This is a genomic window from Gordonia sp. 852002-10350_SCH5691597 (genome assembly GCF_001665715.1).
Taxonomy (GTDB): Bacteria; Actinomycetota; Actinomycetes; order Mycobacteriales; family Mycobacteriaceae; genus Gordonia; species Gordonia sputi.
Genome location: NZ_LZMO01000177.1, coordinates 1 through 25525 on the forward strand (window position 1 = coordinate 1; position 25525 = coordinate 25525).

The 25525-nt window shown below is 66.1% G+C and carries 21 protein-coding genes; 8 read left to right on the forward strand and 13 right to left on the reverse strand.

The genetic code is table 11. The annotated features are described in order from the left end of the window. From mftF to A5777_RS12235, 6 genes are all read left to right on the forward strand, one after another. Positions 1 to 1281: mycofactocin biosynthesis glycosyltransferase MftF (mftF, locus tag A5777_RS12210; protein WP_231895040.1), on the forward strand; the 1281-nt coding region annotated here is incomplete at its 5' end. A 22-nt stretch (positions 1282 to 1303) separates the two neighbouring features. Continuing rightward, on the forward strand, positions 1304 to 2608 hold the full coding sequence (gene mftG, locus A5777_RS12215; protein ID WP_231895041.1) for a mycofactocin system GMC family oxidoreductase MftG: 1305 nt from the start codon (positions 1304 to 1306) through the stop codon (positions 2606 to 2608). Between the two features lie 33 nt (positions 2609 to 2641). Continuing rightward, positions 2642 to 3319, forward strand: a complete 678-nt coding sequence (locus tag A5777_RS12220; RefSeq protein ID WP_064862865.1) for a FadR/GntR family transcriptional regulator — start codon at positions 2642 to 2644, stop codon at positions 3317 to 3319. Beyond that, positions 3316 to 4563 carry a CynX/NimT family MFS transporter gene (locus A5777_RS12225; protein ID WP_082933646.1) on the forward strand — a complete coding sequence of 416 codons (1248 nt, stop codon included), beginning with the start codon at positions 3316 to 3318 and terminating at the stop codon, positions 4561 to 4563. Before A5777_RS12220 ends, A5777_RS12225 begins: the two co-directional genes overlap by 4 nt. A gap of 165 nt (positions 4564 to 4728) precedes the next feature. Then, entirely contained in the window at positions 4729 to 6870 is a 2142-nt protein-coding gene (locus A5777_RS12230) for a cytochrome c oxidase assembly protein (protein WP_064862841.1), read from the forward strand. 66 nt (positions 6871 to 6936) lie between these two features. Then, entirely contained in the window at positions 6937 to 7482 is a 546-nt protein-coding gene (locus A5777_RS12235) for a zf-HC2 domain-containing protein (RefSeq protein ID WP_064862842.1), read from the forward strand. A gap of 23 nt (positions 7483 to 7505) precedes the next feature. Here A5777_RS12235 and A5777_RS12240 read toward each other — a convergent pair whose 3' ends face one another. The 10 genes from A5777_RS12240 to A5777_RS12285 all read right to left on the reverse strand — a co-directional run bounded on the left by A5777_RS12240 (position 7506) and on the right by A5777_RS12285 (position 18937). Next, positions 7506 to 9836, reverse strand: coding sequence for a heavy metal translocating P-type ATPase (locus tag A5777_RS12240; protein ID WP_064862843.1), 2331 nt, complete (start codon positions 9834 to 9836; stop codon positions 7506 to 7508). A gap of 189 nt (positions 9837 to 10025) precedes the next feature. Next, positions 10026 to 10718 carry a vitamin K epoxide reductase family protein gene (locus tag A5777_RS12245; RefSeq protein WP_082933647.1) on the reverse strand — a complete coding sequence of 231 codons (693 nt, stop codon included), beginning with the start codon at positions 10716 to 10718 and terminating at the stop codon, positions 10026 to 10028. 43 nt (positions 10719 to 10761) lie between these two features. Then, complete coding sequence (locus A5777_RS12250; protein ID WP_005203903.1) at positions 10762 to 11496, reverse strand: DsbA family protein; 735 nt, start codon at positions 11494 to 11496, stop codon at positions 10762 to 10764. Positions 11497 to 11665: 169 nt separating this feature from the next. After that, a complete protein-coding gene (gene sigC, locus A5777_RS12255) occupies positions 11666 to 12250 on the reverse strand; it encodes an RNA polymerase sigma factor SigC (protein WP_064862844.1) in 585 nt (194 codons plus the stop codon). 24 nt (positions 12251 to 12274) lie between these two features. Further along, the gene (locus A5777_RS12260; protein WP_064862845.1) at positions 12275 to 13003 is read right to left on the reverse strand and encodes an aspartate/glutamate racemase family protein; all 729 of its coding nucleotides are present in this window, start codon (positions 13001 to 13003) and stop codon (positions 12275 to 12277) included. Between the two features lie 152 nt (positions 13004 to 13155). Next, complete coding sequence (locus tag A5777_RS12265) at positions 13156 to 14826, reverse strand: NCS1 family nucleobase:cation symporter-1 (RefSeq protein ID WP_064862846.1); 1671 nt, start codon at positions 14824 to 14826, stop codon at positions 13156 to 13158. A 127-nt stretch (positions 14827 to 14953) separates the two neighbouring features. Continuing rightward, positions 14954 to 15682, reverse strand: a complete 729-nt coding sequence (locus A5777_RS12270; protein WP_064862847.1) for a DUF1275 family protein — start codon at positions 15680 to 15682, stop codon at positions 14954 to 14956. Next, a complete protein-coding gene (locus A5777_RS12275) occupies positions 15676 to 17133 on the reverse strand; it encodes an amidase family protein (RefSeq protein WP_064862848.1) in 1458 nt (485 codons plus the stop codon). Before A5777_RS12275 ends, A5777_RS12270 begins: the two co-directional genes overlap by 7 nt. After that, a complete protein-coding gene (locus A5777_RS12280; protein ID WP_082933648.1) occupies positions 17130 to 18269 on the reverse strand; it encodes an acetamidase/formamidase family protein in 1140 nt (379 codons plus the stop codon). The genes A5777_RS12275 and A5777_RS12280 overlap by 4 nt, the downstream gene beginning before the upstream one ends. Continuing rightward, a complete protein-coding gene (locus A5777_RS12285; RefSeq protein ID WP_064862849.1) occupies positions 18266 to 18937 on the reverse strand; it encodes a FadR/GntR family transcriptional regulator in 672 nt (223 codons plus the stop codon). Before A5777_RS12285 ends, A5777_RS12280 begins: the two co-directional genes overlap by 4 nt. A 158-nt stretch (positions 18938 to 19095) precedes the next feature. On the opposite strand from A5777_RS12285, the gene A5777_RS12290 reads away from it, so the two are divergent. Continuing rightward, the gene (locus A5777_RS12290; protein WP_064862850.1) at positions 19096 to 20352 is read left to right on the forward strand and encodes an amidohydrolase family protein; all 1257 of its coding nucleotides are present in this window, start codon (positions 19096 to 19098) and stop codon (positions 20350 to 20352) included. After that, a complete protein-coding gene (locus A5777_RS12295; RefSeq protein ID WP_064862851.1) occupies positions 20345 to 20977 on the forward strand; it encodes a DUF1097 domain-containing protein in 633 nt (210 codons plus the stop codon). The genes A5777_RS12290 and A5777_RS12295 overlap by 8 nt, the downstream gene beginning before the upstream one ends. Here A5777_RS12295 and A5777_RS12300 read toward each other — a convergent pair. The 3 genes from A5777_RS12300 to A5777_RS12310 are packed head-to-tail and all read right to left on the reverse strand — an operon-like array spanning position 20948 to position 25498. Further along, a complete protein-coding gene (locus A5777_RS12300) occupies positions 20948 to 21658 on the reverse strand; it encodes a GntR family transcriptional regulator (RefSeq protein WP_197502370.1) in 711 nt (236 codons plus the stop codon). The genes A5777_RS12295 and A5777_RS12300 overlap by 30 nt on opposite strands. Next, positions 21651 to 23699 carry a S9 family peptidase gene (locus tag A5777_RS12305; RefSeq protein WP_156527331.1) on the reverse strand — a complete coding sequence of 683 codons (2049 nt, stop codon included), beginning with the start codon at positions 23697 to 23699 and terminating at the stop codon, positions 21651 to 21653. The genes A5777_RS12300 and A5777_RS12305 overlap by 8 nt, the downstream gene beginning before the upstream one ends. Further along, the gene (locus A5777_RS12310) at positions 23696 to 25498 is read right to left on the reverse strand and encodes an N-acetylglutaminylglutamine amidotransferase (RefSeq protein WP_064862852.1); all 1803 of its coding nucleotides are present in this window, start codon (positions 25496 to 25498) and stop codon (positions 23696 to 23698) included. Before A5777_RS12310 ends, A5777_RS12305 begins: the two co-directional genes overlap by 4 nt. Positions 25499 to 25525: the final 27 nt, after the last annotated feature.

Consider the following 25525-nt stretch of genomic DNA (forward strand, 5'->3'; position numbering starts at 1 on the left):
CGTCAAGAGACAGGTCCGTGCATGGGGCGGGGATTGGCCATTCCCGCGTCGAGGAGGCGGCGGGCCAGTGTTCGCGTCGGTCCGTCGCACACTTCGATCCGACCGTCGACCGACGACGTCACGATCGTTGTTCCGGTGCGCGACAACCAATCCGGCGTCGACCGTCTCCTCAACGCCGCTCGCGGCGTCAAGGTGATCGTCGTCGACGACGGTTCGCGCACTCCCATCGTTGCGCAGGGTCCGCAGGTTCGCGTGTTGCGTTTCGACGAGAACCGGGGACCGGCGGCCGCGCGAAATGCGGGCGCCGCAGCTGCCGACACCGAGTTCATCGCCTTCGTCGACTCCGACGTGGTGCCGAACAGCGATTGGCTGATGATGCTGCTCGGCCACTTCTCCGATCCGGCAGTGGCAATCGCGGCGCCGCGCATCGTCGGGCTCGACCGCGACGACGAGCGAGGCGACCACCACAAGCGGTCACTCGCCGAGCGCTACGAGAACGGCCATTCATCCCTCGACATGGGGCCCAGCGAGGCGGGCGTCGTCCCCGGAACTCCGATCGCGTACGTGCCGAGTGCGGCAATGTTAGTGCGCGCGAGCGCATTCGACGGATTCGACGAGTCTCTGCGCGTCGCCGAGGACGTCGACCTGTGCTGGCGGACGCACGAGAACGGCTGGCGTATTCGCTACGACCCGATCGCGACGGTCGCACACGATCACCGCACCAGCATGCGCACCGTGCTCGGACGCCGACGGTTCTACGGCACCGGCGCGGCGTTCCTCGCCGAACGGCATGGGGAGTCGGTGGCTCCGGTCGTGATGTCGATGTCGATGGCCGCAGCGGTCGCGGCGTTGCTGACGCACACCAGAATCGGTCTCGCGGTGGCGATGGTCATTCTGCTCCGCGTGGGGCATCGGCTCCGCACACGATTGGGCGAACTGCCGGAGGCCACGCGGGTATCCGCACAGATGACCTCGCGGGCAACCTTCTTCGGACTACTGCAGGCAGCGGGCGCGGTGTGTCGCCACTATTGGCCCGTCGCATTGCTGCTGGCGCTGATCTCACCGAGATTCCGACGGATCGTGATCGAGATCGCGATCGCCGAAGGCGTCGTGGAGTGGATTCGCTCCGTCGCCGCGGAACCCGCGGTGGCGCCAACCATGGGGCCGTTCGGCTATCTGCTGTGCCGACGTCTCGACGATCTCGCGTACGGCACCGGGCTCTGGCAAGGGGTTCTCTCGCACCGCGACTTCGCGGCGTTGCGTCCGGTACTGACACCGTAGCGGCGTCGAATTCGACTGTGCTGTGCCCACATCGACCGCAGACTCACACAGCGTCGACGTCGTGATCGTCGGCGCGGGCAGCGCCGGGTGTGTGCTCGCCGAGCGACTGTCGCGTCACGAGAAGCGATCGGTACTCGTGCTGGAGCAGGGGCCGTCGGAGTGGCCGGATGCCGACGTCCTCGCCCTACGCAGGTTGCCGATCTCCGACGGCGAGCGCTACGTCACCCACCATCGTGAGTCGTCCGGGTTGCCGGTGGTCCGTGGACGTGGGCTCGGCGGATCGTCGACGGTGAACGGCGGCTACTTCATGCGCTTTCATCGCGGCGATTTCGACTCCTGGCAGCGTCCGTGGACACCCGACGTCATCGACGGGGCGTACGCCGAGGTCGACGAGAAGATGGGTGCGCATCCGTTTGCCGACGCCGATCTCGCCCCCACGGCGCTCGCGTTCGAGAAGTATTGGGGAGGAACATTTCCGACTCGACCGCTCGACGACCCGTGGCCGCTGGTCGGGGTCAATCGGGTGCGCTCGAACAGCATGGATGGGATTCGACGGACCGCCGCGGACGCCTACCTGCGTCCGCACCGCGACCGGCCGAATCTGCGAGTCCGCACGGGAGCGACGGTCGAGAGAATTCTCCTCGCGGAGGGGAACGCTGTCGGCGTGGTGTGCGACGGTCAGGACATCCGCGCACGGGAGGTGATCCTGTGCGCCGGAACCCTCGGCAGCGCCGCGCTGTTGCTGAGGTCGGGCGTCACAGGCGAGCGTATGCGAGTACACGAGCACCGCGAGGTACTCGTCGGATATCGCCTCCGCGAGCAACTCACGCCAGGCCCGTTGCTGCCGACGGTCGTGCACACCGACGACGGTCTCGAGATCCGCTGTTACCGAGACGATTTCGCGCGATACATCGGAGGTCTCGCGGTGACCGGGCCCGCCGTCGGAGTGGCGGCGATGACGCCGGGTGCCTCGGGAGAGGTGTATCTCGACGGCGGGGGCGTCGGCGTTCGGCTCGACCAGCCAGACGCTCGAGTGCTGCGCCATCTCTCGCGAACCGCGCGGGAGGTGGTCGAGATGTTGAGGTCGTCGTCGTTCGGCGAACTCGTCGTCGCCGACTCGATCGCCATCGACCCTGTGTTGCGGACGTCGCAACACGCCTGGGGATCGATGCCTATGGGTGGGCGCACCGACTGGCTCGGGGGAGTGCGCGGCGTGGGGCACTTGCGGGTCGTCGACGGTTCCATCCTCCCGTCCGCGGGTCGTAGCGGACCGCATGCCACGACGATGATGGTCGCGGCGGTGATCGGGGACGTGCTCTCGGCCTAGTGAGCCACAAACATGGGATGTTAGGATGTGCTCATGTCTGAGGTCATCGAGCGTCCCAAGCGCACCAGCGAACTGGTTGTGGAGCGGATGGAGCGGCTCATCCGCGATGGCGTCTGGCCGGTGGGCACGTGTATTCCGGCAGAGCCGGAGCTGGTACGCGATTTCGGAGTGGGGCGCAACACGATTCGCGAGGCTGTGCGTGCGTTGGAGCATTCGGGCATGCTCGTGCCGCGTCGTGGCGATGGTACCTATGTCCGCAGTGCCAACACATTCGCCGCTGCGATGACCCGCACGGCGACTTCGGAGATGCTCGACCTGCTACAGGTGCGTCGTGCGCTGGAGTCGGAGGCAGCCGCAGGCGCTGCGCGCGACGCCACGGCAGATGCCAAGCGCGAACTGCGCGAGGCGCTCGATACAGCGGAGGGCATCCTCGCGACGGGCGACATCGACGCGTACGCGCGCGCCGACATCGACTTCCACACCAAACTCGTTGCGGCGTCGGGTAATCCGCTGCTCATTGAGATCTATTCGGGTGTCCTGGAAGTGATGCATCGCGCACACGCCGACATCGCAGGGTTGTCGGTGGTGGCGAACGCACACCCGGGAGGACATCGTGACGTGGTCGCCGCGATCGACGCGGGCGACGAGCTGGCCGCGCGGGCGGCCGTTCTCGATTACCTGGCCGAGGCGGAAGGCGGTGTGCGCCGATGAGTCGGACGTCCACCTCGCCGACCAGGGCGGCGTCCGAGACGCCCTCGGAGCATTCCGTCAGACTTAATCCCGGTGAATTGCGTGGCGGCGCAGCGATTCTCGCAGCCGTGGCGATCATGCTTGTTGCGGCCAATCTGCGGCCGCCCGTCGTGTCGGTGGCGCCGCTGATCGATGTGATCCGCGACGACCTCGGATTCTCCAGTGCCACAGCAGGTCTGCTCACCACGCTGCCGGTGCTGTTCTTCGGACTGACCGCGCCCATCGCGCCGCGGATCGCAGCCCGCTTCGGAATCGAACGGACCATCTTCGCGTCGCTCGCATTGCTGATCGTCGGAATCCTGTTGCGTCTCATACCCTCTGTGGCGACCCTATTTCTGGGATCGGCCATCCTCGGCGCGGCGATAGGCGTGTGCAACGTCGTGTTGCCCGCCCTGATCAAGCGTGATTTCGCGCATCGCTCCGGTCTGATGACCGGCTTGTACTCGATGACCCTGTCGGGTGGGGCGGCGGTGACCGCAGCGGTCATGGTGCCGATGGACTCCGCACTCGACGAGAATTGGCGGGCGTCGTTGGCGATGTGGGCTCTGCTGGCCATCGTCGCGATGGTCGTGTGGGTGCCGCAACTGCGTCGGGTGCACACGGTCGCGGTGGGTCCGCGCGCGCCGGGCCTCTGGACCAATCCGATCGCATGGGCCATCACGGGCTACATGGCGGCGCAGTCGTTCATCTTCTACACGTTCAGCGCGTGGTTGCCGCAGTACCTGATCGACCACGGGAGCACGCCGTCGAGTGCGGGCAATGTGTTGGCGATCGGGCAGGTGGTCGCGCTGATCATGTCGCTGGTGGCTCCGATCATCGCTGGGCGGTTCGCCGATCAACGTCTGGTGACCCTCGGCTTTCTCGCGGTCTGTACGGCGGGCTTCATCGGGCTGGTCTTCACCGATCATGCGACGGTGCTCTGGGTCTGCATGGTGATGGCGGGTCCGGGTGCGGCCATCAGCCTCGCGCTGCTGTTCATGGTGCTGCGCAGTTCGTCTGCCACGCAGACCGGCCAGGTGTCGGGGATGTCGCAGTCCGTCGGCTACATCCTCGCCGCGGTGGGTCCGATCGCCATCGGATGGATTCACGACGTGACGGGGTCGTGGTCGATCGCCTTCGGCGTGCTCGCGCTGGCCGTCATCCCGCAGGGGCTCGCTACACTACTGGCCGCCAAGAACGTGCGTATGCCTTCTCATCTCGAGTGACCAACCAGCCCGACAGTGCGAGAGTCCTCGGTTGACCTGCGTGTGACCCGGACCTCCCGCGCTCGCCCGGGCAGCGGGACCCGCGACGCGGGGCCGTAGACTGGCGACGACGTCAGACCAGCGAAACGTCGTACTCGCTGGTGCTCGGCGGGCAAGGAGGAAGTGATGACCGCCGCCGACAGTGCAACGCAGGCCGAAGCTGCAACGCGGGCCCACGCGGCACGCATCCGGCCGACCATGGTTCTCGGCGCGGCCTTCGCCGTGGCTCTGGTGGGTGTCGCGATCTATGCGCTCTCCAGTGGAGACGCCCGCCACCTCGAAAGCGGCGACCCGTTCCCCGGTACGTTCACCGCGGCCGCGGACGTCGTCGGCTACTTCCTCGGTTTTCTCGCTGCCGCACTGACACTCGGCGGCCTCGTGTTCATCATCACCGCGTCGAATCCGGATGATCAGGGCAGCATCGACGTGACGGGATACCGCGCGCACCTGATGCTCGGCAGACTCTCGATCGGCTGGGCAGTGCTGTCGTGGCTGATGGTTGCCGTCGCCGCTGCCGACGCTTCCGGAACGACGCCGTGGCGACTGGTCGGTGAAGGCTTCCTCGGACAGGGGATCGGGGTCAGCGAGGCCGCCGTCGCCTGGATCGTGATGGCGGTGTGCGCCACCGTGATCGCGGTGCTCATCAGGTTCTCGCTCGCGTGGATGATGCACGTCGTTCTCCTCATACCCGCCGTGATCGCGATGGTCGCGCTGCCACTCGCGAGCAACGCGGGGCAGGGGCCGAACCACGACTACAACACGAGTCTCGGGATCGGGTTCGCGCTTGCCGTCGGAGTGTCACTCGGGTTCCGAGTGGCCTGGGCCGGCGCGCCGCGCATCACCTCCGACGTCGCGCGCACTGTGGTGTCGCGGCGCAGCGCGCTCATCCTCGTCATCAGCGACGCCGTTGCGCTCGTATACGGCCTGGCGCTGACCCTCTTCCTGCTGCCGGTGCGATACGCCTTCGACACCGCGTTCGGTCTCGCCGCGATCGTCATGATCGTGCTGGTGGCCGTGGCGCTTGCGACGAGTATCTCCTCCTACCGCGCATGCCGGCAGGCCGGCACCGATACAGACGACGCCGATACAGACGACGCCGATACAGACGACGCCGATACAGACGACGCCGATACAGACGACGCCGATACAGACGAAGCTGCTGCAGACGGCACCGATACAGCTGACGCTGGTGCGGATGACGCGGGGCGTCGGATGGTGACCGCGGGTGCGGTGCTCATGCTGGCGGCGGTCGCGTGCTGGACCGTCATGGACACCCGCGTCGCCCCCGGACTGCTGGCGCACAAGTTCACCGGATGGGACGTCTTCCTCGGGTACGAACTGCCCGGCCCGCCGACGACATGGACGTTGGCGACCTTCTGGCGCCCCGACCTGTTGATCGGTGTCGCGGCCGTGGTCGCAGCCATCCTGTACCTGTTCGGTGTGCGCCGTCTGCGGTGTCGTGGCGATGAGTGGCCCGTCGGCCGCACCATCTCGTGGGTGCTCGGCTGCCTTGTCGTCGTCGTGGTCACGGGGTCGGGCGTACGCGCCTACGGCTCGGCGATGTTCAGCGTGCACATGGCAGAACACATGGCGCTCAACATGTTCGCGCCGGTGCTCCTGGTGCTCGGTGCGCCCGCGACCCTTGCATTGCGTGCGCTTCCCGCGGCTCACGGCGACGGGCCTCCCGGCCCGCGTGAATGGCTGCTGCGCGTACTGCATTCGAAGGTGACGGCGGTGCTGTCGAATCCGATCGTGGCGCTGGTGGTGTTCGTGCTGTCGCTCTACGTCGTCTACTTCACCGGCATCTTCGGCACGCTCACCCGGTATCACTGGGGCCACGTGCTGCTGACCGTGCACTTCATCATCGTCGGCTACCTCTTCTACTGGGTCATCATCGGCATCGACCCGGGGCCGCGTCGAATCCCGTTCCTCGCCCGCATCGGATTGTTGTTCGCCGTCATGCCGTTTCACGCGTTCTTCGGCATCGCGTTGATGACGATGTCGACGGTGGTCGGCGACAAGTTCTACAGCGAACTGATGTTGCCGTGGGTGACCGACCGCCTCCACGACCAGTGGCTCGGTGGTGCGATCGCCTGGGGCGCAAGCGAGGTGCCCGTCGTGCTGGTCGTCGTGGCCATCGTCGCCCAGTGGGCCAAGGTCGATCGGCGTGAGGCCAACCGTGGTGATCGCCACGCCGACACCTACGAGGACACCGAGCTCGACTCCTACAACGCGATGCTCGAAGAGCTGTCGAAGTCGCGTCGATGAGCAGGCTCCATCTGGTCTGTCGGGCAGAGAGTTTCGACGGCTTGACCGCGCGAGGACAATGGCACCATGCGATGTGAGGTGGCACGGGAGTCGCTGTCGGCGCGTATCGACGGCGAGCGCGAGTCGGTGCCTGCTGCGCGCGTGGACGAGCACGTCGCACAGTGCCCCGCATGCCAGCGCTGGTACAGCACCGCGCAGGGCATGAACTTCGCAGCGGCCGACCTGGCGCCAGACCTCAGCACGACGATCCTCGAGGCATCGCGGACGTCCGAACCCGACGGCATCACGCGTCATCGCAACGCCGACGGTGTGGGTCGCGAGGTGGTGGCTCTGCACGCCGCGTCCGTCGCATGTGCTGTCGCCGCAGTCGTCTTGAGTGTCGGTTATCTCACCGGCTCCGCGCCGCTCTGGTACCCCGTGATGCAGATCGTGTTTGCCGTCGTGGCCATCGCGCTCGCTGTGGCCGCGCGCGTCAGATCACGACGTCGCGGCCGGGCGGCGCGTCAGATACCCAGTGCCACAACAAGTATCGACGACGATGCTTGTGAGGTCGACGCCGCGTCGGACGTCACCGACCTTGCCGCGCTGCGCGCGAAGCGCAAAGCGGGATAGCGCTCGCCACCCGTAGACCGGCGCTACTTGCGTGCGCCGAAGTGCTGCAGCCGCAGGCTGTTGGAGACGACGAACAACGACGACAGGGCCATCGCGGCGCCCGCGATCAGCGGGTTGAGCACGCCGGCCGCGGCGATCGGGATGGCCGCGACGTTGTAGCCGAACGCCCAGATCAGGTTGGTCCGGATCGTGCGCTGGGTGCCACGCGCGAGGCTCAGCGCGGCGGGGGCGGCGCGCAGGTCGTCGCGAACCAGGACGACATCGGCGGCGCCGATCGCGACGTCGGTACCGCGACCGATCGCAACGCCGAGATCTGCGGTGGCCAGTGCGGGACCGTCGTTGATGCCGTCGCCGACCATGGCCACCGAGTGTCCGGCCTCCTGCAGCTCGCGGATCGCATCGACCTTGGCGTCGGGAAGCACTTCGGCGATGACGTCGGTGATACCGACCTCCACGGCGACCGCGTGTGCGGCGCCGGAGTTGTCGCCGGTCAGTAGAACGGTGCGCATGCCTGCGGCCTGTAGGGCGGCGATGGCGGGTGCGGCACTGGACTTGACGGTGTCGGCGACCGCGATCAGTCCGCTCAGTCGGCCGTCGACAGCGACGTAGATCACGGTCTCGCCCTTGGCTTCTGCGTCTCGTCGACGACGAGCAGTTGCCGCCGGAATCACGCCACCCGCGTCGTCGACCGACTGCGACACCCAGCGAGGTGACCCGACGGTGACCCGATGCCCGTCGACAGTTCCGACGACGCCGCGTCCGGGTTCGGCGCGGAAGTCGGTGACCTCGAGGCGGTCCGCCTCGTCGACCGCTGCGACGATCGCCGAACCAACGGCATGCTCGGACGCGGATTCGACGGCACCCGCGAGCACGAGCAGGCGCTCGTCGGAGAGTTGTGCGTCGTCGTCGCTGTACGCCTGCGTCACCGACAGCGCGCCCTCGGTGACGGTTCCGGTCTTGTCGAAGACGACGGTGTCGATGTAGCGGGAGGTATCGAGAGCCTGATAGCCCTTGAGGAAGATGCCCAACTGGGCACCGCGGCCGGTCGCGACCATGACGGCGATCGGTGTGGCGAGACCCAGCGCGCACGGACATGCGATGACCAGCACTGCCAGTCCCGCGGCAACGGCACGCTCGACGGGACCGCCTGCGAGTAGCCACGCACCGACCGTCACCACGGCGATCGCGACGACGACCGGCACGAAGACGCCGGCGACGCGGTCGGCGAGGCGCTGGGCATTGGCCTTGCCGGTTTGAGCCTCTTCGACCAGACGCATCATGCCTGCAAACGCGGTATCGGGTCCGACGGCTGCGGCCTCGACGATCAGACGTCCGTTGAGTGCGGTGGTACCGCCGATGACGGGCTCACCGGGCTCGACGTCGACCGGCTTCGATTCGCCCGTCATCGCGCTCATGTCGACGGCGGCAGATCCCTCGATGACCAGGCCGTCGGTGCCGATGGTCTCACCCGGACGGACGACGAAACGCTGACCTTCCGACAGTTCGCCTGCCGGGATGCGCATCTCGGTGCCGTCGCGCAGCAGGACTGAGACGTCCTTGGCTCCGAGCGCGGCCAATGCCCGCAGTGCGCCGCCCGCCCGGGAGCGTGCGCGCGCCTCGAAATAGCGGCCGGCCAGGACGAGGACGGTGACGCCGGTTGCCACCTCGAGATAGATGGAGTCGGCGCTCCAGATGGCAGCCCACACGCCCTGCGAACTCGTCGAAGCGGTGTCCGTGGCGAAGAACATCGAATAGAGCGACCAGCCCGCCGCCGCGAGAACACCAAGCGTGACAAGCGTTTCCATGGTCGCGTTGCCGGTACGGAGATTCTTCGCGGCGACGCGGTAGAACGGCCACGCGCACCACGTCAGGATGGGCAGCGCCAGCGCGAGCAGCAGCCACTGCCATCCCGTGAACCTCGTCGACGGCACGACGGCGAACACGATCGACAGATCTGCGAGGGGGATGAAGAGGATCAGTGCGACGGCGAGTCGACGGAACAGTCGCTTTGCCTCGTCGCCGTCCGTGTCGGGAATGGGGGTGGGAGTGTCGCTGCGGACGCTCGCGCCGTAACCGCTCGCGTCGACGACTTCGCAGAGCGCGCCTGCGTTCACATCGGCAACGGCGTCGATGGTCGCGACGCGCGTCGCGTAGTTGACCGACGCCTTGACGCCGTCGACCTTGTTCAGCTTGCGTTCGACCCGCGCCGCGCACGCGCCGCAGGTCATGCCGGTCACGTCGAGCTGGATTCGTTGCAGTGTGTTCGCGGCGTCGGCGTTTCCGGCGTCGGCGACCCCGGTGTGGGTCGACTGGGGTTCTCCGGTCGCGCTCGTGCGGGATTCCAGCGTGGTCACATCGTCCTCGATCTCGTCGTCCGTATGCGCGCGCCGCAGCGTTCGGGAATGCCCCGATCACGAGCAGATCGAACCTCGACAAGAGATCTACGACGATCCGCAGGCATTGGCCGCGCACGTACTCCTACAAGTATGTCGCGCGGGGGTGCCGGACAGTTCCCGGGGATTTTCCCGACGGCGCCTACCGCGTCAGATCAGCGTCTGCCAGTAGTCCCAGAACTCGACGAGGATGGCGACGATGACGATCGCGTACCAGACGGGCAGCAGCACCCACAGCCAGCCGCGAATCTCGCGGCCAAGCTTGCTGTCTCCGATCACGCGGTTGATGCTCAGCACCAGGATGATGGGCACGACGACCCAGACGACCAGGCAGTATGGGCACAGCGCGTGGATCTTGTACAGCGCTGAGTAGGCGAGAAAGTTGACGAAGACGAAGCCCGCGAAGCTGCCGACTGCCATGCCGAGCCAGTACCAGCGGGGGAGGGAGATCCCGGCCACCGCGAGCACACCTGTGACGATGACCACCGCGAACGCCGCGATGCCGATCAACGGGTTGGGGAACCCGAACAGCCCCGCCTGCCAACTCTTCATGACCGAGCCGCAGGAGATGACCGGGTTGATCGAGCAACTCGGCACGTAGTCGGGGTTCTGGAGGAGATGGATCTTTTCGATCGCGAGCGTCGACGCCGCGACGAAACCGATCACCCCGAGGATCAGGAACACCAGCGCGGTGGGCCGGCTCACGTGCACGAGGCCTGTGAGACCTCGTGAACCCGACTGCTCAGCGGTCTCGGCGACGTCAGGGTCGTCGACGGCCGCGGTTGATTCATTCTCGGTATCGACGGGAGCGTGCGCGTTGTCGTCGGCGTGTGTCGTGCTCATGGTTGTTGCCTCGCGTATCGGGTGCGATGGTGTCGGTCGGCTGCTACTTGTTCGCTGCCTCGTTGACCGCTGCGATCAATGCGTCGGGCGTGCTGAGCTGGACCGGCTGTCCGTTGATCTTGATTGTCGGGGTCGCATTGACACCGGAGTTGAGCGCCTTCTGGGTGGTGTCCTTCACGAAGCCGCTGAACTGTCCATCGCCGATGCACTGCTTGAGGTTCGTCGCCCCCACCTGCTTGGCGATCGAGTTGAGCTCATCGTTGGTGAGGCCGGGGCCGCCCTCCTCGGGCTGCTGCGCGTAGAGCGCGTTGTGGAACTTGAGCCAGGTGTCGAAGTTGCCGTCGCCGGCGGTCGACTGCGCGACGCACGCCGAGGCATTGGCCGAGCGGGAGGAGTAATTGGTGGTCGACATGCGGTCGAGGAACGCGATCGGCATGTAGTCGACGGCAACCTTCGGGTTGTTGCGGATCTGATCCATGGCACCGGCGAACTGGGTTTCGAACGCGCGGCAGGCGGGGCACTGGAAGTCCTCGACGACCGTCACCGTGACGGGCGGGGTGGTGCCCTTGGGTGCCGTGGTGATCCGATAGGCGTTGTCGGTGGCGACGGTGACGTTGCTCGACGATCCGGTGGCCGACTCGTGGGAGACCAGCACCCAGACGCCGATTCCGACCGCCAGGGCGACCAGCACGACGGCTGCACCGATCTTTATCAGCAGGGAACGGCGCTTCTCCGCCGCTCGCGGGTCAACGATCGGCTTGCGACGCTTGTCGGCCACAGGTCCCTCACATCTCTTTCGCTCGTCATCTGGGGTGAGGACCGACCACATCGTCGTCGACACGAATGTGCCGACACGGCGGGATACCGGTCCATCGCCGTCTCAAGGGTACGCAAGCCTGCCTGAGAAAAGTCATAAGGCTTAGGTCCCCACCTGCGTCGCAGGCAGGTCAGCTGGTGCGTTCACCCCGACGGGGAGCGTTGGCCGCTCCGATCAGCGCTTCGCGGGCGCGGGCGACACGCGAGCGCACCGTGCCGACCGGGCAGCCCGTCACCTCGGCCGCCTCCTGATACGACAGCCCGAGGACCTGCGTCAATACCAGGGCCTCACGTCGTTCCGGAGGTAGATCGTCGAGCAGGAGATTGACGTCGACGACGTCTTCCCAGCCGGTTGAGCGTGGCTGCCGGGTGTCGGCGGCGTCGATCCAGTCGACGCCTCCCGCGATGCGCGGTCGCGACATCGCACGTCGTACGTCGTCGGCGCAGACGCGTCGCGCGATGGCGAGCAACCAGGTGCGGGCCGTCGAATTGCCTGCGAAGCGGGGGAGTGAACGGATCGCCCTGAGGTAGGTCTCCTGCGTCAGGTCGTCGGCGACGCGGGGGTCGGCGAGATGTGCGACGAATCGCCAGACGTCACGCTGCGTCTCCCGCACGAACTGCTCGAGCGCACGACGGTCGCCACGAGCGGCCGCGAAGGCCAGTTCGGTGACTTCAGCGTCGTGGTCGGACGCCGCGCGGTCGGCGGGGGCGGTCATGGGGATCAACCCTAACCTGCGGGGTCATCGTGGATCGAGCTCGGGCGGTAGCCCGCGGTACTCCTTGGCCGGTGGCGAGGCGAACTCACCCGACGCGGTACCCGTGTGCAGGCCCATCGCTGCCATCGCCGAGAGCATCCCGACACCGGCCGCGACGCCGTCGATGACGGGGACTCCGAGGTCTGCGGAGAGTTCGGCTGCGAGGTCGGCCATGCCCGCGCACCCGAGCACGATCGCGTCGGAACCGTCCGTCGCGAGCGCTTCACGACACGCCTTCGCGAGGATCTCGGTGGTGTCGGGGTTGGTCTCGAGGTCGAGCACAGCGATCTCGCATGCGTGGATGCCGCGGCACTGCGTGCTGAATCCGTAGTGCGACACCAGATCTGCGGCTCGTCCGATCGTCCGGTGCAATGTGGTGACCACCGAGAACCCTCGGCCGAGCGGAGCGGCGAGATGCATTGCGGCCTCGGCGATCCCGAGGACGGGTGCCACCGCGAGTTCACGAGCGGCGTCGAGGCCCGGGTCGCCGAAACACGCGACCAGATATCCGTCGGCGTCGGGGTTGGCGCTGATCGCGCGGAGTAGTCCCGGAACGGACAGCGCCTCGTCGACGTGGCTCTCGATCGACGCGGGTCCGGCCTCGGAGGTGATCGCGACGATCTCGGCGTCGGGGCGTGCCACCGACCGTGCTGCCGCGGCGATCACCGCGGTCATCGCCGCGGTGGTGTTGGGGTTGATGACGCACAACTTCATCGGTGTGGTTGTCTCCCTTGCCTTCTCGTGTAGCAGTCTTCTCGCGTGTTCGCGTGTTCGCGTGTTTGCGTCGTGTGGTGTCGACCACGGCCTCGTGGCGACATCGCGATCCACGCAGTTGCGTCGGACGCGGTGCCGCCACGAGGCGGGTGTCAGGATGCGGGCTCGGCCTCGGGACTCGATGTCGAATCCGTTGCGCCCTGTGCGTCAGCCTTGGCGTCGGCGGCAGGGCTTGCCGTCGGCGAACCGGGAAGCATGGTGCCGTCGGCGGCGACCTCCATGTCGGTGGTGATGGTTGCCGCGGGGACGTGCATGCCGTGGAGGAAGTACGGTGTGGCCAACTTCATTCCGGCGTAGTAGAAGATGAGGCCTGCTGCGGCGCCCATGAACCAGGTGAAGCTGGCCTCGTAGGACGTGCCCCAGATGACGAAGCAGATCGGGATGATCGACGCGAGCACCACGGCGATGACCGCAACCGGGTTCCAGCCGCCGCGATAGTGGTAGGCGCCCTCCGGGCTCATGGTGAACAGGTCGTCGACGACGATCTTCTGCTTCTTCACGAGGTAGAAGTCAGCGATGAGGATGCCGAACAGCGGTCCGATCACGGCTCCGAGGGTGTCCATTGTGTAGTGAATTGCGCTCGGGTTGTTGAACAGATTCCACGGCGTGATGATGACCGACCCGATCGCTGCGATCATGCCGCCCATGCGCCAGGAGATCTTGGTGGGCGCGACATTCGAGAAGTCGAATGCTGGGGAGACGAAGTTGGCGACGATGTTGATGCCGATCGTGGCGATCGCGAACGTCAGCACGCCGAGGACAGCAGCGGTGGTGTTGTCGATCTTGTCGACGATGTGCACGGGGTCGGTGACGATCTTGCCGTCAGCATCGCGGCCGATGACGGTGACGCCGGCCGAGACGGTGCACACGGCGAGGATCGAGAAGAAGAGGAAGTTGACCGGGAGGCCCCAGAAGTTGCCCTTCTTGACCTCGCCGAAGGTCTTGCCGTAGCGCGAGAAATCTCCGAAGTTGAGCATCGGACCCGAGAAGTAGGAGACCACGAGGGCGAAGGCGCTGATCATCATGGTGATGGTCGGCCACGTTCCGCTGATGCCGGAGCCCTCCGACAGGTCGAAGTGCACATTGCTCCACCCGGCCTTGGCGATCAGGTATGCCGCAAGCGCGATCATGACGACGTAGACGGCGGGTCCGCAGAAGTCGATGAATTTGCGGATGGTGTCCATGCCGTTCCAGAAGACGAGCGCCTGCAGCACCCACATCAGGACGAAACCGGCCCAGCCGAGCAGTGACAGGCCGAGGAAGGAGTGAGAACCGCTCTCGCCATACGGCTCGAGTGCCGGCCAGAACTTCAGTGCCAGCAAACCGAATGCCGTCGATGCCAGGTATGTCTGAATTCCGTACCAGACAACGGCAATGGAGCCGCGGATGATCGCCGGGATGTTGGCGCCCTTGACGCCGAAGCAGATACGCGTGGTGACGGGATAGGGCACACCGGCCTGCTGGGAGGGCTTTGCCACCAGGTTGCACAACAGGTTGACGGCGACGATGCCCACCAACAGTGCCACGAGCACCTGCCACGACGAGATGCCCAGTGCGAAAAGGCTTCCGGCGAACACGTAGCCGCCGACGCTGTGCACGTCCGACATCCAGAACGCGAAGATGTTGTACCAGGTCCAGCTCTGCTCTTTCAGCGGAGCCAGATCCTCGTTCGTCAATTGCTGGTCGTAGCCGACCTTGATGATGCTCTCGCCCGCCGCACTATGGTGCTCGGTGGCGATCTGCGCGTCGGATGAAGCGCTCATGATTCTCCTCGGGGCATTGGTGACATCGGAGTGGTCTCCGAAGTGCCTGAGTCGAAACTAAGAACGATTTGTTACCCGACAATTAACGCGCAGATATATTCCGCGTCACACCGAATATATTCGCGGGTCAGTCCGCGATCGCCCCGGAGTGCGTCGCGGATCGGTACCTCCGACCGGTGCGCGAATCGTGGACGGCGCCGACGACGGCGACCCCCGCGATCACCACACCCGCGACCAGTAGGGCTGTGCCCATGTGGATGCGCATCAGAACCACACCGAGTGCCGCACCCGCGATCAGCGAGACGACCGCGGCGGTGCGTCGACCTGTTCCACCGCCGCGACCCGACCCGAAGAAGGAGTCGGCGGCGAGGCCGGTGATGGTCGAGGTCACGACGACGGTCGTCACGTCTTTGACGGCCACAGCGCGCGCCGCGGCGGCTTGAGTGCCCATCGCGGTGGCCGCGATCGTCGTCACCGTGATCATCACCGCATGCTCCGGGTCGTCGCCCGAGATGAACAGGGTGATGGCCAGCGCGACCATCGTTGCCGAGACGGCTGCGAACAGGATCGTGGTGCCCAGCGTCCATCGCCGGTCGGCGCGCCGTAGTGTGCGACCGCCGATCGCGGCACCCACCATGAAGCCCGCGAGTGCCATTGCGGGTCCGAGGATCGGCAGACCGGAACCGCCCGCGAGTGCCATGCCGAGGATCACGACGTTGCCGGTCATGTTGCCGGTGAAGACCTTGTCGAGACCGAGGTAGCCGACGGCGTCGTTGATGCCGGTGGTGAACGTCAAAGCCAGCATCAGTGCCAGGTGCATACGTTCGGTGGGAATCGCGTAGATGCGGGTCAGCAACGCGGGAATCCTCCTGATTCTGGGGTGGCAACCGGACGCGCGGACGCGAACTCGATCGCCCGGGCGATGAGTGCGGTGTCGCTGCCGCGCGGGCCGACGAGGCTACGACCGATCGGGCCATCCGACGTCTCGCGATGCGGGAACGTCACCGCGGGTCGACCGGTCGCGGCCGCGATCGCCGTCAGTTGCAGTGTGGCCGTTCGAGTCTTCTCCACCTCTGCGCCGGATGCCCACCGGCGGGGTGCGGCCGTTGCGGCCGCGGGGATGTCGAGGAGGTCATCGCCGAGTCGCTCGTCGAGCTTCGCCGCGAGAGCCGCCAGGTCGTCACATGCTCGGGCGTCGTCATCGGCATCGATGGCTGCCGCCGCGGCGAACCGCGCGGCTGCTGATCCCTCGAGTGCACCGGGATGCGCGGTGATCCAGTCGCCGTGGACAGACCATGCCTGGAACGCCTGGTGTACCCGGAATGCCTCAGCGAGGCGCACGAGTCCGATGTCGTCGATGTCGTCGAGTGTTGCCATACCGCATCCGATGTCGGTCGTGGAGGGGGCGTCAAGCAGTGTCGTGGTCGCCAGTGCCAGGAGGTCGGGGTCGCGACTCAGGAGTCCGATCGTGTCGAAATCCGGTGCCAGCGGCAACAACCCGCGCGTGGAGACGGACCCGTGCGTCGAGCGCAGGCCCCACAGACCCTGATACGACGCGGGGGTGCGGATCGACCCGGCGGTGTCGGTCGCGAGCCCGAGGTCGGCGTCGCCGTGTGCGACGGCGCTTGCGGGGCCGCTCGACGAGCCACCGGGAAGCGCTGCCGGGACCGCGGCGTTGGGAGGTGTGCCGTGGTGCGGGTTGTCGCCCGCCATCGAGTAGGCGAACTGGTCGGTGCGGGCGATGCCGCGAAGGTGTGCACCCGAGTTCAGCAGCCGTGCAACGGCTGTGGCGTGCTCGGTGGCGATCGGGGCCGATCGTTCATAGGCGGGTACCCCGCCGCCGGTGGGGAAACCGGCCACCGCGAAAACGTCTTTGACGGCGACCGTCGTCCCGGCCAACGGTCCCGGTGCGCTCGACGCGACGAGGGGATCGCCGACGACTCGCCACACCGTCGAATCGAACCCGCGACGCGGCGTGCTCGCGTGGACCGAGGCGAGCCGCCAGGTCGTGTCGTCGCGTCGCCACAGCTGTGACTGCACGGCCCTGCCCCCGTCGGGTACGTCGTAGACGACGAGCGCTTCTCCGAGATCGGTTGCACGAGTGTGGATCTGAACATCACGCAAGCTGTCGATGGCGTGTGTGAGCGCGCCCGAACGCAGCGTGTCGGCGACGCCGTGAAGCACCCCCGGCCCTGCGACACAGGTGACGTCGGCACACAGGAACCGGTGCAGTGCAGTGCGGTCGTCTCCTGCCGCCGCTGCCCAGAAACGACGTACGACGGCGCCGAGGTCGTCGGGTGCGGTCACTGCGCGAAATCCGATCGTCGAATCCGCGCGTGCACGCCCTTCACGAGGTCGACGACCTGGGAGATGTTGAAATCCGTTGCGGCGCTGAGATAGGCGAGAGCCTGCGCCGGGTCCATGCCGTATCGCACTCCCAGCAGCGAGATCGCGGACCGGACGCAATTCTGCACGGCGACATCGAGGTCGGGGTCGAGGCCGGTCGGGATCAAGAACTCACGGGTTTCGGCGACCGGGGCCACGAGGTCGCCAAAGCGTGCGGCGACCTCGGAGGCGCCGATGACGTCGAATCGGATGGTTGCCCGTAGCGACGCTTCCAGCGCGGTCAGGGCGACCTCGCCGTCGCCCTGCGCGAAGTGGGGGTCACCGACATACGCGAGCGCTCCGGGAACCTGCACCGGCAGATAGAGGGTCGCACCCTCGGTCAGGAGCGTGATGTCGAGGTTGCCGCCGTGCGGGCCTGGCTGAATCGAGTTGGGCCGCACGGTGCCTGCCGTGGCAACGCCCATGATGCCCAGGAACGGGGCAAGCGGAAAGCGTGCGGCCAGTTGCGGATTCGAGGCCGATAGGGGAAGGACTCCGCGGGCCTCATTGCCCTCGCCTTCCACCGAGACGAATGCGCTGTACGTCGCACCGCCGAGCGGATACTCACCCGGCAGCGAACCGCGACCGTGACGATTCGACACGACGCCGTAGGGGACCCGACGCCTGGTCTCCACGACGGTCATCGCGAGAAGATCACCGGGCTGAGCGCCACGCACCTCGATGGGTCCGGTCACGACATGCGGTCCGTCGACGCCCTGGACATGCGTGCGGTCGGAGGCGCACAGGGCGACTGCCTCGTCGAGCACCATGTCGGGATCGACGCCGTGTGCGCCGAAGAAGCCACGGGGATCGCGCCCCTGGTCGGCGAGAATGCCTTCGTGGCTGAGGGTGTCGATCGTGACGCTGGTTCCCGGGTCGATCGACATGATGGCGGTGTCGGTAGCACAGGGCAGATCGCCCCAGAACACGTCGTCGTGCCGGCAGGCCAGGTAGTCATCGCCGATGATCGGACCGGAACCCGCTGGGAGAATGACGTTGTCACTTGCGGTGCGGGTGGTCCCGGAGTTTTGAATGGTCCCGGCATTGTGAATGGTCACTGATTGCTCCGTTCGACGAGTCGGACGACTTCTTCGAGGTGTGCGGTCATGGCGGCGACGGCTTGATGATGGTCGTTGGCGCGTACGGCCTCGAGGATGTCCCGGTGGCCGTTGTAGGAGTTGCGTCGACCTTCGCGGGTGGCGTGCGAGCGCGCGCGAACCGTCTGAACCCACCCCGCACTGAGTTGGCACAGCGACACCAGCAGCGGGTTGCGTGCGGCGCGTGCGAGTTGCATGTGGAAGGCGACATCCTGAGCCAGCGATTCGGTGGGATTGAGGCCGGTGTGGGTCGACGCCAGGATGGATTCGAGCGCAACGAGATCCGACGCCGTTGCCCGGTCGGCTGCGAGGCCGGCGACCTGCGGTTCGATCAGCATGCGTAGTTCGGCGACGTGATCTTCCTCCGCGTCGGCGCTCATCGTCTCCAACAGTGCTGTGGCGTTGGCCGAGCGGGGCGCGACGACCGTGCCGCGTCCGGGTGTGCGGGTGACGAGTCTGCGTTGCTCGAGGTCGCTGAGTGCTTCGCGGATCGTGGTGCGCGAGACTTCGAGGTTTTCGGCCAGTACGCGCTCGGGCGGCAGCTTGTCGCCGGGGGAGAGGTCGTCGACCACCATTTTCTCCAGGTAGGCGGCAGTGCTGGCACTGAGTGTGTGTCCGCGACGCAGCATGCTCTCTCCTCGTTTTCGGCGGATCTTGGTCTCTTGGTATGACCAACTTTAACCGATGCGTTACGGCTCGTGCAGTGCGAGGAAACAACTCCGACCGAAGGTGAAGACAGATCTCGACGCCGTGGGACGCGGCGTCGAACCACCGAAGGAGCGACCACATGGACCTGGTTCTGCGCGACGCACGGTTGTCTGACGATGGCCCACTCGTCGACATCGAGATCGACGACGGGCACATTCGCGAGATCTGTTCGCAGAGCACGGCCGTGGCAGTCGAGACAATCGAATGTGCGGGCCGCGTGGTGATTCCGGGCCTGATCGAATCGCACATGCACCTCGACAAGGCGCTCCTCGACAAGGAGGAACCCAACCGGGACGGCACGCTCGCGGGTGCGATCTCGGTGACCGGCGCGCTCAAACGTCGCTTCACCCCGGATGCTGTCGCCGACCGTGCACGGCAGGTGATCGATCAGGCGATCATCAACGGCACCAGCCTGATTCGGGCTCATCCCGATGTGGACCCGATCATCGGACTGCTTGGCGTCGAGGTCCTGCTCGAGCTGCGCGACGAGTATCGCGGGCGCATCGATCTGCAGATCGTCGCCTTTCCACAGGAGGGAATTCTCAAGGCGCCCGGCACCATCGACCTGATGCGTGAAGCGCTGCGCCGCGGCGCCGATGTGGTGGGCGGGTGTACCTACAACGAAGCCGACGTCGCCGACTGCCACCGCCACATCGACATGGTCTTCGACCTCGCCGAGGAGTTCGGGGTAAGAGTCGACATGCACGCCGACTTCGCCGACGACGCGTCCGATCCGCGTTTCGGTCTGGCCGCACGGATCGCCGCGGTCACCGCAGACCGCGGTATGGCGGGGCGGGTCGCGGTGGGGCACATGACGTCGTTGGCGGGCCTGCCCGTCAGTGAGCGTCGCGCCGTGCTCGCCGACCTCGCGGCGTCGGGCGTCGCGGTGGTTCCCCTGCCGGCCACCGACATTCACCTCGGCGGGCGCACCGACACCCACAACATTCGACGAGGTGTGGTTCCGGTGCGCGATCTGTGGGAAGCGGGTGTGCAATGCGCCTTCTCGTCGAACAACGTGCGCAACGCCTTCACGCCCTACGGAAATGCCGATCTGCTCGACATCGGACTGTTTCTCGCGCAGATCTCGCATCTGTCCGGTCCCGACGATCTCGCCAGGGTGCTGAACATGGCCACCTACTCCGCCGCCGACATCGTCGGTATCGCCGACCGGTACGGGATCGCGCCTGGCCGGCGAGCGGATCTCGTTGTGCTGTCGACACACAGTGTCGCCGACGCGCTACTTGATCGTCCGGACCGCTGTTTTGTCATCAAAGACGGACGCGTCGTCGCCCGTACCACCCGATCCACCGAACTACTGGAGGTTGTCCATGCGTGACCGCATTCCCCACGAGATCGTCGCGTCCATCCTCGCGGGTCTGACCGCGTTCATCGGCGGGACCGCGCTCAACTTACCGCCGTGGGCGATCTTCATCGGTTGGGCCGGAACGTTCCTGCTCGGCGGCCCATCCTGGGCGAATGCAAAACGATTGTGGCTGACGATGCCGGTGGGGTCGACGTTCGCGCTCGTCATCGTGCTCATCGATACGCACATCGGCACGATCGCCGGGGAGGGACGGTTTGCGCAGAACCTCGTGCTGGCTGTCATCATCTTCGTGGTCAATTCGGCATTGATGTTCTCCGGAAGGATCGCGGCGCTCGCGTTGATCCCGGGCATGTTCCTCGGGTTCGCGTCGTACTTTGCGACCTTCTTCGGCGGGTTCGGGTTCGACGCGGGAAATCCCTGGGCCGCGTGGGTGTCGGTGGTCGCGATGAACTTCCTGGGACCGGTGTTCGCGTATCTGTCGGTACGCCTTGCCTTTCCGCGCGCGGCCTCTACTCACGACGCCGCGTCGGCCACCTCCGACATCTCCGTCGCGGCATCCGATCATGAGGCGAACCCGGATGCCGAGTCGACATCGCGGAACGCTCCGTCAGCCGAGATCCGGGCGCACGCGGAGTGATTCGCTGGTCTCGATGATCGCTTCTTCGAGCCGGGCGTGATGAACACCCGCGGCGGCGAGGACGGCCGATGTATCCCGGGCGGTGAAGGCGGCGAGAAGGTCGGCGTGGTCGGAATTCAGCTTCGCCTGGGTCGGGGAGTCGACGGACCGCATCACCTGGAACGGTTCGGTGAGGTTCCACGTCGCGTCGAACATGTTGAGTAGACGCGGCATCGCGCACGGGGCGGTCAGAGTGGTGTGGAACCGCCGCGACACGTCGTGAAAGGCCTTGCCGTCATTGAACTTCGTTGCGGTCAGGAGTTCCTGGTGAAACTCGGTGGCCGCAGCGATCTGGGCATCCGTGATGTTCGAGACGGATCGGGCGAGAGCGGCCTGCTCGAGTACGCCGCGAACGAAGTAGATCTCCTTGAGTTCGGCAAGGGACAGTTGGCTGACGTGGTATCCCGAATTGCGCTGGTGGTCGACGAGGCCTTCGCCGACAAGGGTTTTCAGTGCTTCACGGACGGGGATCGCGCTGACCCCGAACGCGTCGGCGATGTCGGCGAGCATGATCTGAGTTCCGGGGGGAGCGCCGCCGGAGAGAATGAGTCGACGCAGTTCCTCGAGCACGTTGGCGCGATCGTTACCCGACCGGGTCTCGGCGAGCTGGACGAGCAGGCGGTTGGTCATCTTGCTACTCATGGTGCACGTGCCCCTGCTTGCGGTCTCGAACTTCCCGATGTGCTGACGCCGCAGAGGGGTGACGTGTGATCCATTGCGCCACAGCTTCGGTGAGTCGCTGCTGATTGTGGCGCTTGACGATCTCGTGGCCCTCGTCGTCGAACATCAGAAGTTCGGCGATCCCGCCGCGGGCACGCAACTCGTCGACCATCTGTTGGGACTCGCTGACCGGCACGTTGGTGTCGTGTGCGCCGTGGACCACCAGCAGCGGCGCGGTGATGTCGTCGATGCGATGGATCGGGGAGAGATCGCGGAGTAGTTCGCGATCGGATTCGGGGTGCCCGTACTTGGTGTACGCCGCGACGGCGATCCACGGTTCGGTGTTCCGGAAGAACGACTCGAGGTCGCTCATGCCGCAGATCGCGATGCCCGCGGCGAACACTTCTGGATGAAAAGTCAACGCCGCCAACGTGAGGTAACCGCCGTAGGAGCGTCCCGAGACGTAGAGGCGGTCGGGATCGGCAACGCCGGACGAACACACATGCGCCGCACAGTCGGCCGCGTCGTCGATGCCCGCGTACCGTCCGTACCGGTCGTCGGCGTGCGAGAAGAGACGACCGTAACCCGAGGACCCGCGCACATTGGGTGCGAACACCGAGATCCCGGCGTCGACGAGTGGTCCGAACAGGAACTGGTAGTCGGGACGGGTTTCGGCCTCGGGGCCGCCGTGGAAGTACAGCAGACACGGCGGCGGGCCGACGTCGGTACTCTTGGCGCGGTACAGCCAGCCGGACAAGGGCATCCCGTCGCGCGCGGAGAACTCGCGGTACTCCGGACGCAGCGCCGACGACGGTCCGGTGCCGGTGACGACGTCGTCGCGGATCGGGGTCACGGTGGATGTCGGCGTGTGCACGAGATGGACGAGCGGTGAGTGCTGTGGGCACGAAATGGTCAGCGCGACAATGGTTCCGGCGGCACTGATCGACAGATCCGACGCGACGTCGCCGGGCAGTGGGATCGGTTCGTGCAGAGTCTGATCCGGCAGTGTGAGGATCTGCAGTTCGCTTCGGCCGCCCACGTTCCAGAGCATCGCGACCGTCGACTGGTCGTTACTGACCGCGAACTCGTCGAGTCCCGCGCCTGCGCGCTGGGCGAGGACACGGAAACGCTTTCCGGTCTTGGAGACCTCGACGCCGAGCAGGCGGGGGAACTTGGCGTCGAAATCGCTCGTCACCAAGGCCTGCACGCTGTCGAGATCGCGGCTGGAATCCTGTGGGGGGCCGACGAACACGAGCGACGGGTGGTCGAATCCCTGGTCGAGGATGTAGCCCTGATCGGTCACCGAGCCGGGATCGTTGGGCAGGATGGTCGACATCGACATCTCGTCCGAGCCGGTGTTGTCCTCTGCGTCGTTGCGGCGCAGCAGCAGCATATCGCGGTATCCGCGCGGGCCGACGCGAAGGAGCGCAGCACCCTTCCAGGAGTCGATCAACTCGCCGCCGACGCGGACATCGAGTATCTCGGTCGCGCCCGTTCCCGGATGTGCGCGAACCGAATACGCCGTGCCATCGGGGGTCGTCGCGGTGATCAGAACCCAATCGGTGTCCCAGCCGACGAGCGAGACCGTTCCGAACGAACGTCGCGAACCGAGGGTCGCCCTGTTCGACCAGTCGGATTCGGTCTCCTGGCGGTTGCTCCCGATGCGATGCGACCTGTTGTCGTCGGGATCAGTGGTGACGACCCAGACCTGGTGGTGCTCACCGCCACTCGGCGCCAACTCGACGGCGAGCCATTCGCCGTCCATCGAGTGCACGAGCTTGCGGACGGGGCCGGTTGCGGGAACGCTGACCCAGCGCAGCTCGCCGACACCCTCGGGCGACAACACACGCTGTGCCGCACGCGGATACCCTGCGCCGTCGTCGACGATGTAGGCGAACGCCCGGCCGTCCGGCGAGACCGACGGCCCGTAGGTGTGCCACCCGCGATCATCGAAGTTGACGAGAGTGGTCTCGGCGACCTGTTCGTCGACGATTCCGGTGTCCGTGATGTCGTCCGCGCTCACCTTGGGGTGATGTCTTCCATGGTCTGCAGCCACATTTCGAGTACGGCAAGCTGCCACAACTCGTTGGAATCGAGCGTGGTGCGCGTGCCGTTGGGATCGGCAAACAACCGGTCTAGGGTCTCGGGCCGATACAGGGCACGGTCTTTCGCCGACTGCGCGCGCAGGGTGTCGGTGACGAGATCGAGTACGCCGCCCTCGAGGTGGCGGATGCCGGGGACGGGGAAGTAGCCCTTGGTGCGGTCGATCACCGCTGCGGGCAACAACTTTCGAGATGCCTCCTTGAGCACCCCTTTGCCACTCGGATTCAGCTTGAGGTCGGGCGGGCATGTCGCGGCGAGCTCGACGAATTGATGGTCGAGGAACGGCACACGTGCTTCGAGACCCCACGCCATCGTCATCGTGTCGACTCGTTTCACCGGGTCGTCGACCAGCATGACGGTGGTGTCGAGACGCAACGCTGCGTCGACGGCTGAATCGGCGCCGGGGGCCGATTGGTGCGCGAGTGCGAACTCCCAACTGGGGTCGTAGTTGCTGTCGCCGAGCAGGTACTGATCGTTGAGCAGTGCCAGGATATCGGCGTGCGAGCGGTCGAAGAAGACCTCGCGGTAGGCCTTGGTTGTCTCTTCGCGTGCGATTCCCTGCAGCGGGGGATACCACGAGTAGCCGCCGAGGATCTCGTCGGCGCCCTGCCCCGACTGCACCACCTTGATCGACTTACTGACCTCCTGCGACAGGAGATAGAAGGCGACGCAGTCGTGGCTGATCATGGGCTCGCTCATGGCCGCGATGGTGTCGGGCACGGCGGGCAGGAGGCGATCGGTGCCGATGTGGATCTTGTGGTGATCGGTGCCGAAGGTGTCGGCGATGAGGTCGGAGTAGGCGTACTCGTCGCCGGATTCGCCTCCCGCGGAATCGAATCCGATGCTGAATGTCGCGAGATCCTTCTGCCCCTGCTCGGCGAGCAGCGCCACGACCAACGACGAATCGATTCCGCCGGAGAGCAGCACACCGACGGGGACGTCGGCGACCATGCGACGTCGAACCGAGGTGCGCAGCGAATCCATCAATTCGTCCTGCCAGCGCACCGCGTCCCAGTCGGCACGGCTGGGATCGGGCGCGAAAACCGGTTCCCAGTAACGGCGTTCGGTGCTGCGCCCGTCGGGCTGGATGACGCGCACGGTGGCTGGCGGCAACTTGCGCACACCGTTGTAGATGGTGTGGGGTGCGGGAACCACGGCGTGGAAGCTGAAATAGTGATGCAGCGCAACACGATCGAGCGTCGTGTCGACATCGCCCGCGCGCAGGAGTGCCTGCAACGACGACGCGAATCGCAGCCGTCCGGGAGTCTCCGAGAGATAGAGCGGTTTGATTCCCAGCCGGTCGCGCGCGAGGGTCACCACACCGGAGTCGGTGTCGACGACGGCGAACGCGAACATCCCGATGAGGTGATCGACGCAGTCGGTGCCCCAGGCGTGAAACGCCTTGATGATCACTTCACTGTCGGCGTGGGAGAAGAAGCGGTAGCCCTTGTCCTCGAGTTCTGCGCGCAGTTCCTTGTAGTTGTAGATGCAACCGTTGAACACCATCGCGAGGCCGAGTTCGGAGTCGACCATCGGCTGCGCGCCGCGTTCGGACAGGTCGATGATCTTGAGCCGTCGATGCCCGAGGGCCACCGACCCCTTCACGAACAGTCCTGAACCGTCGGGACCGCGACGGGTCATCGAGCAGGTCATGGTGTCGACGGCGGAGGCGTCGGGCGCCGAGCCGTCGAACCGGATTTCACCGCAGATGCCACACATGTAGTCAGTCCTCTCGGTTGCTTGACT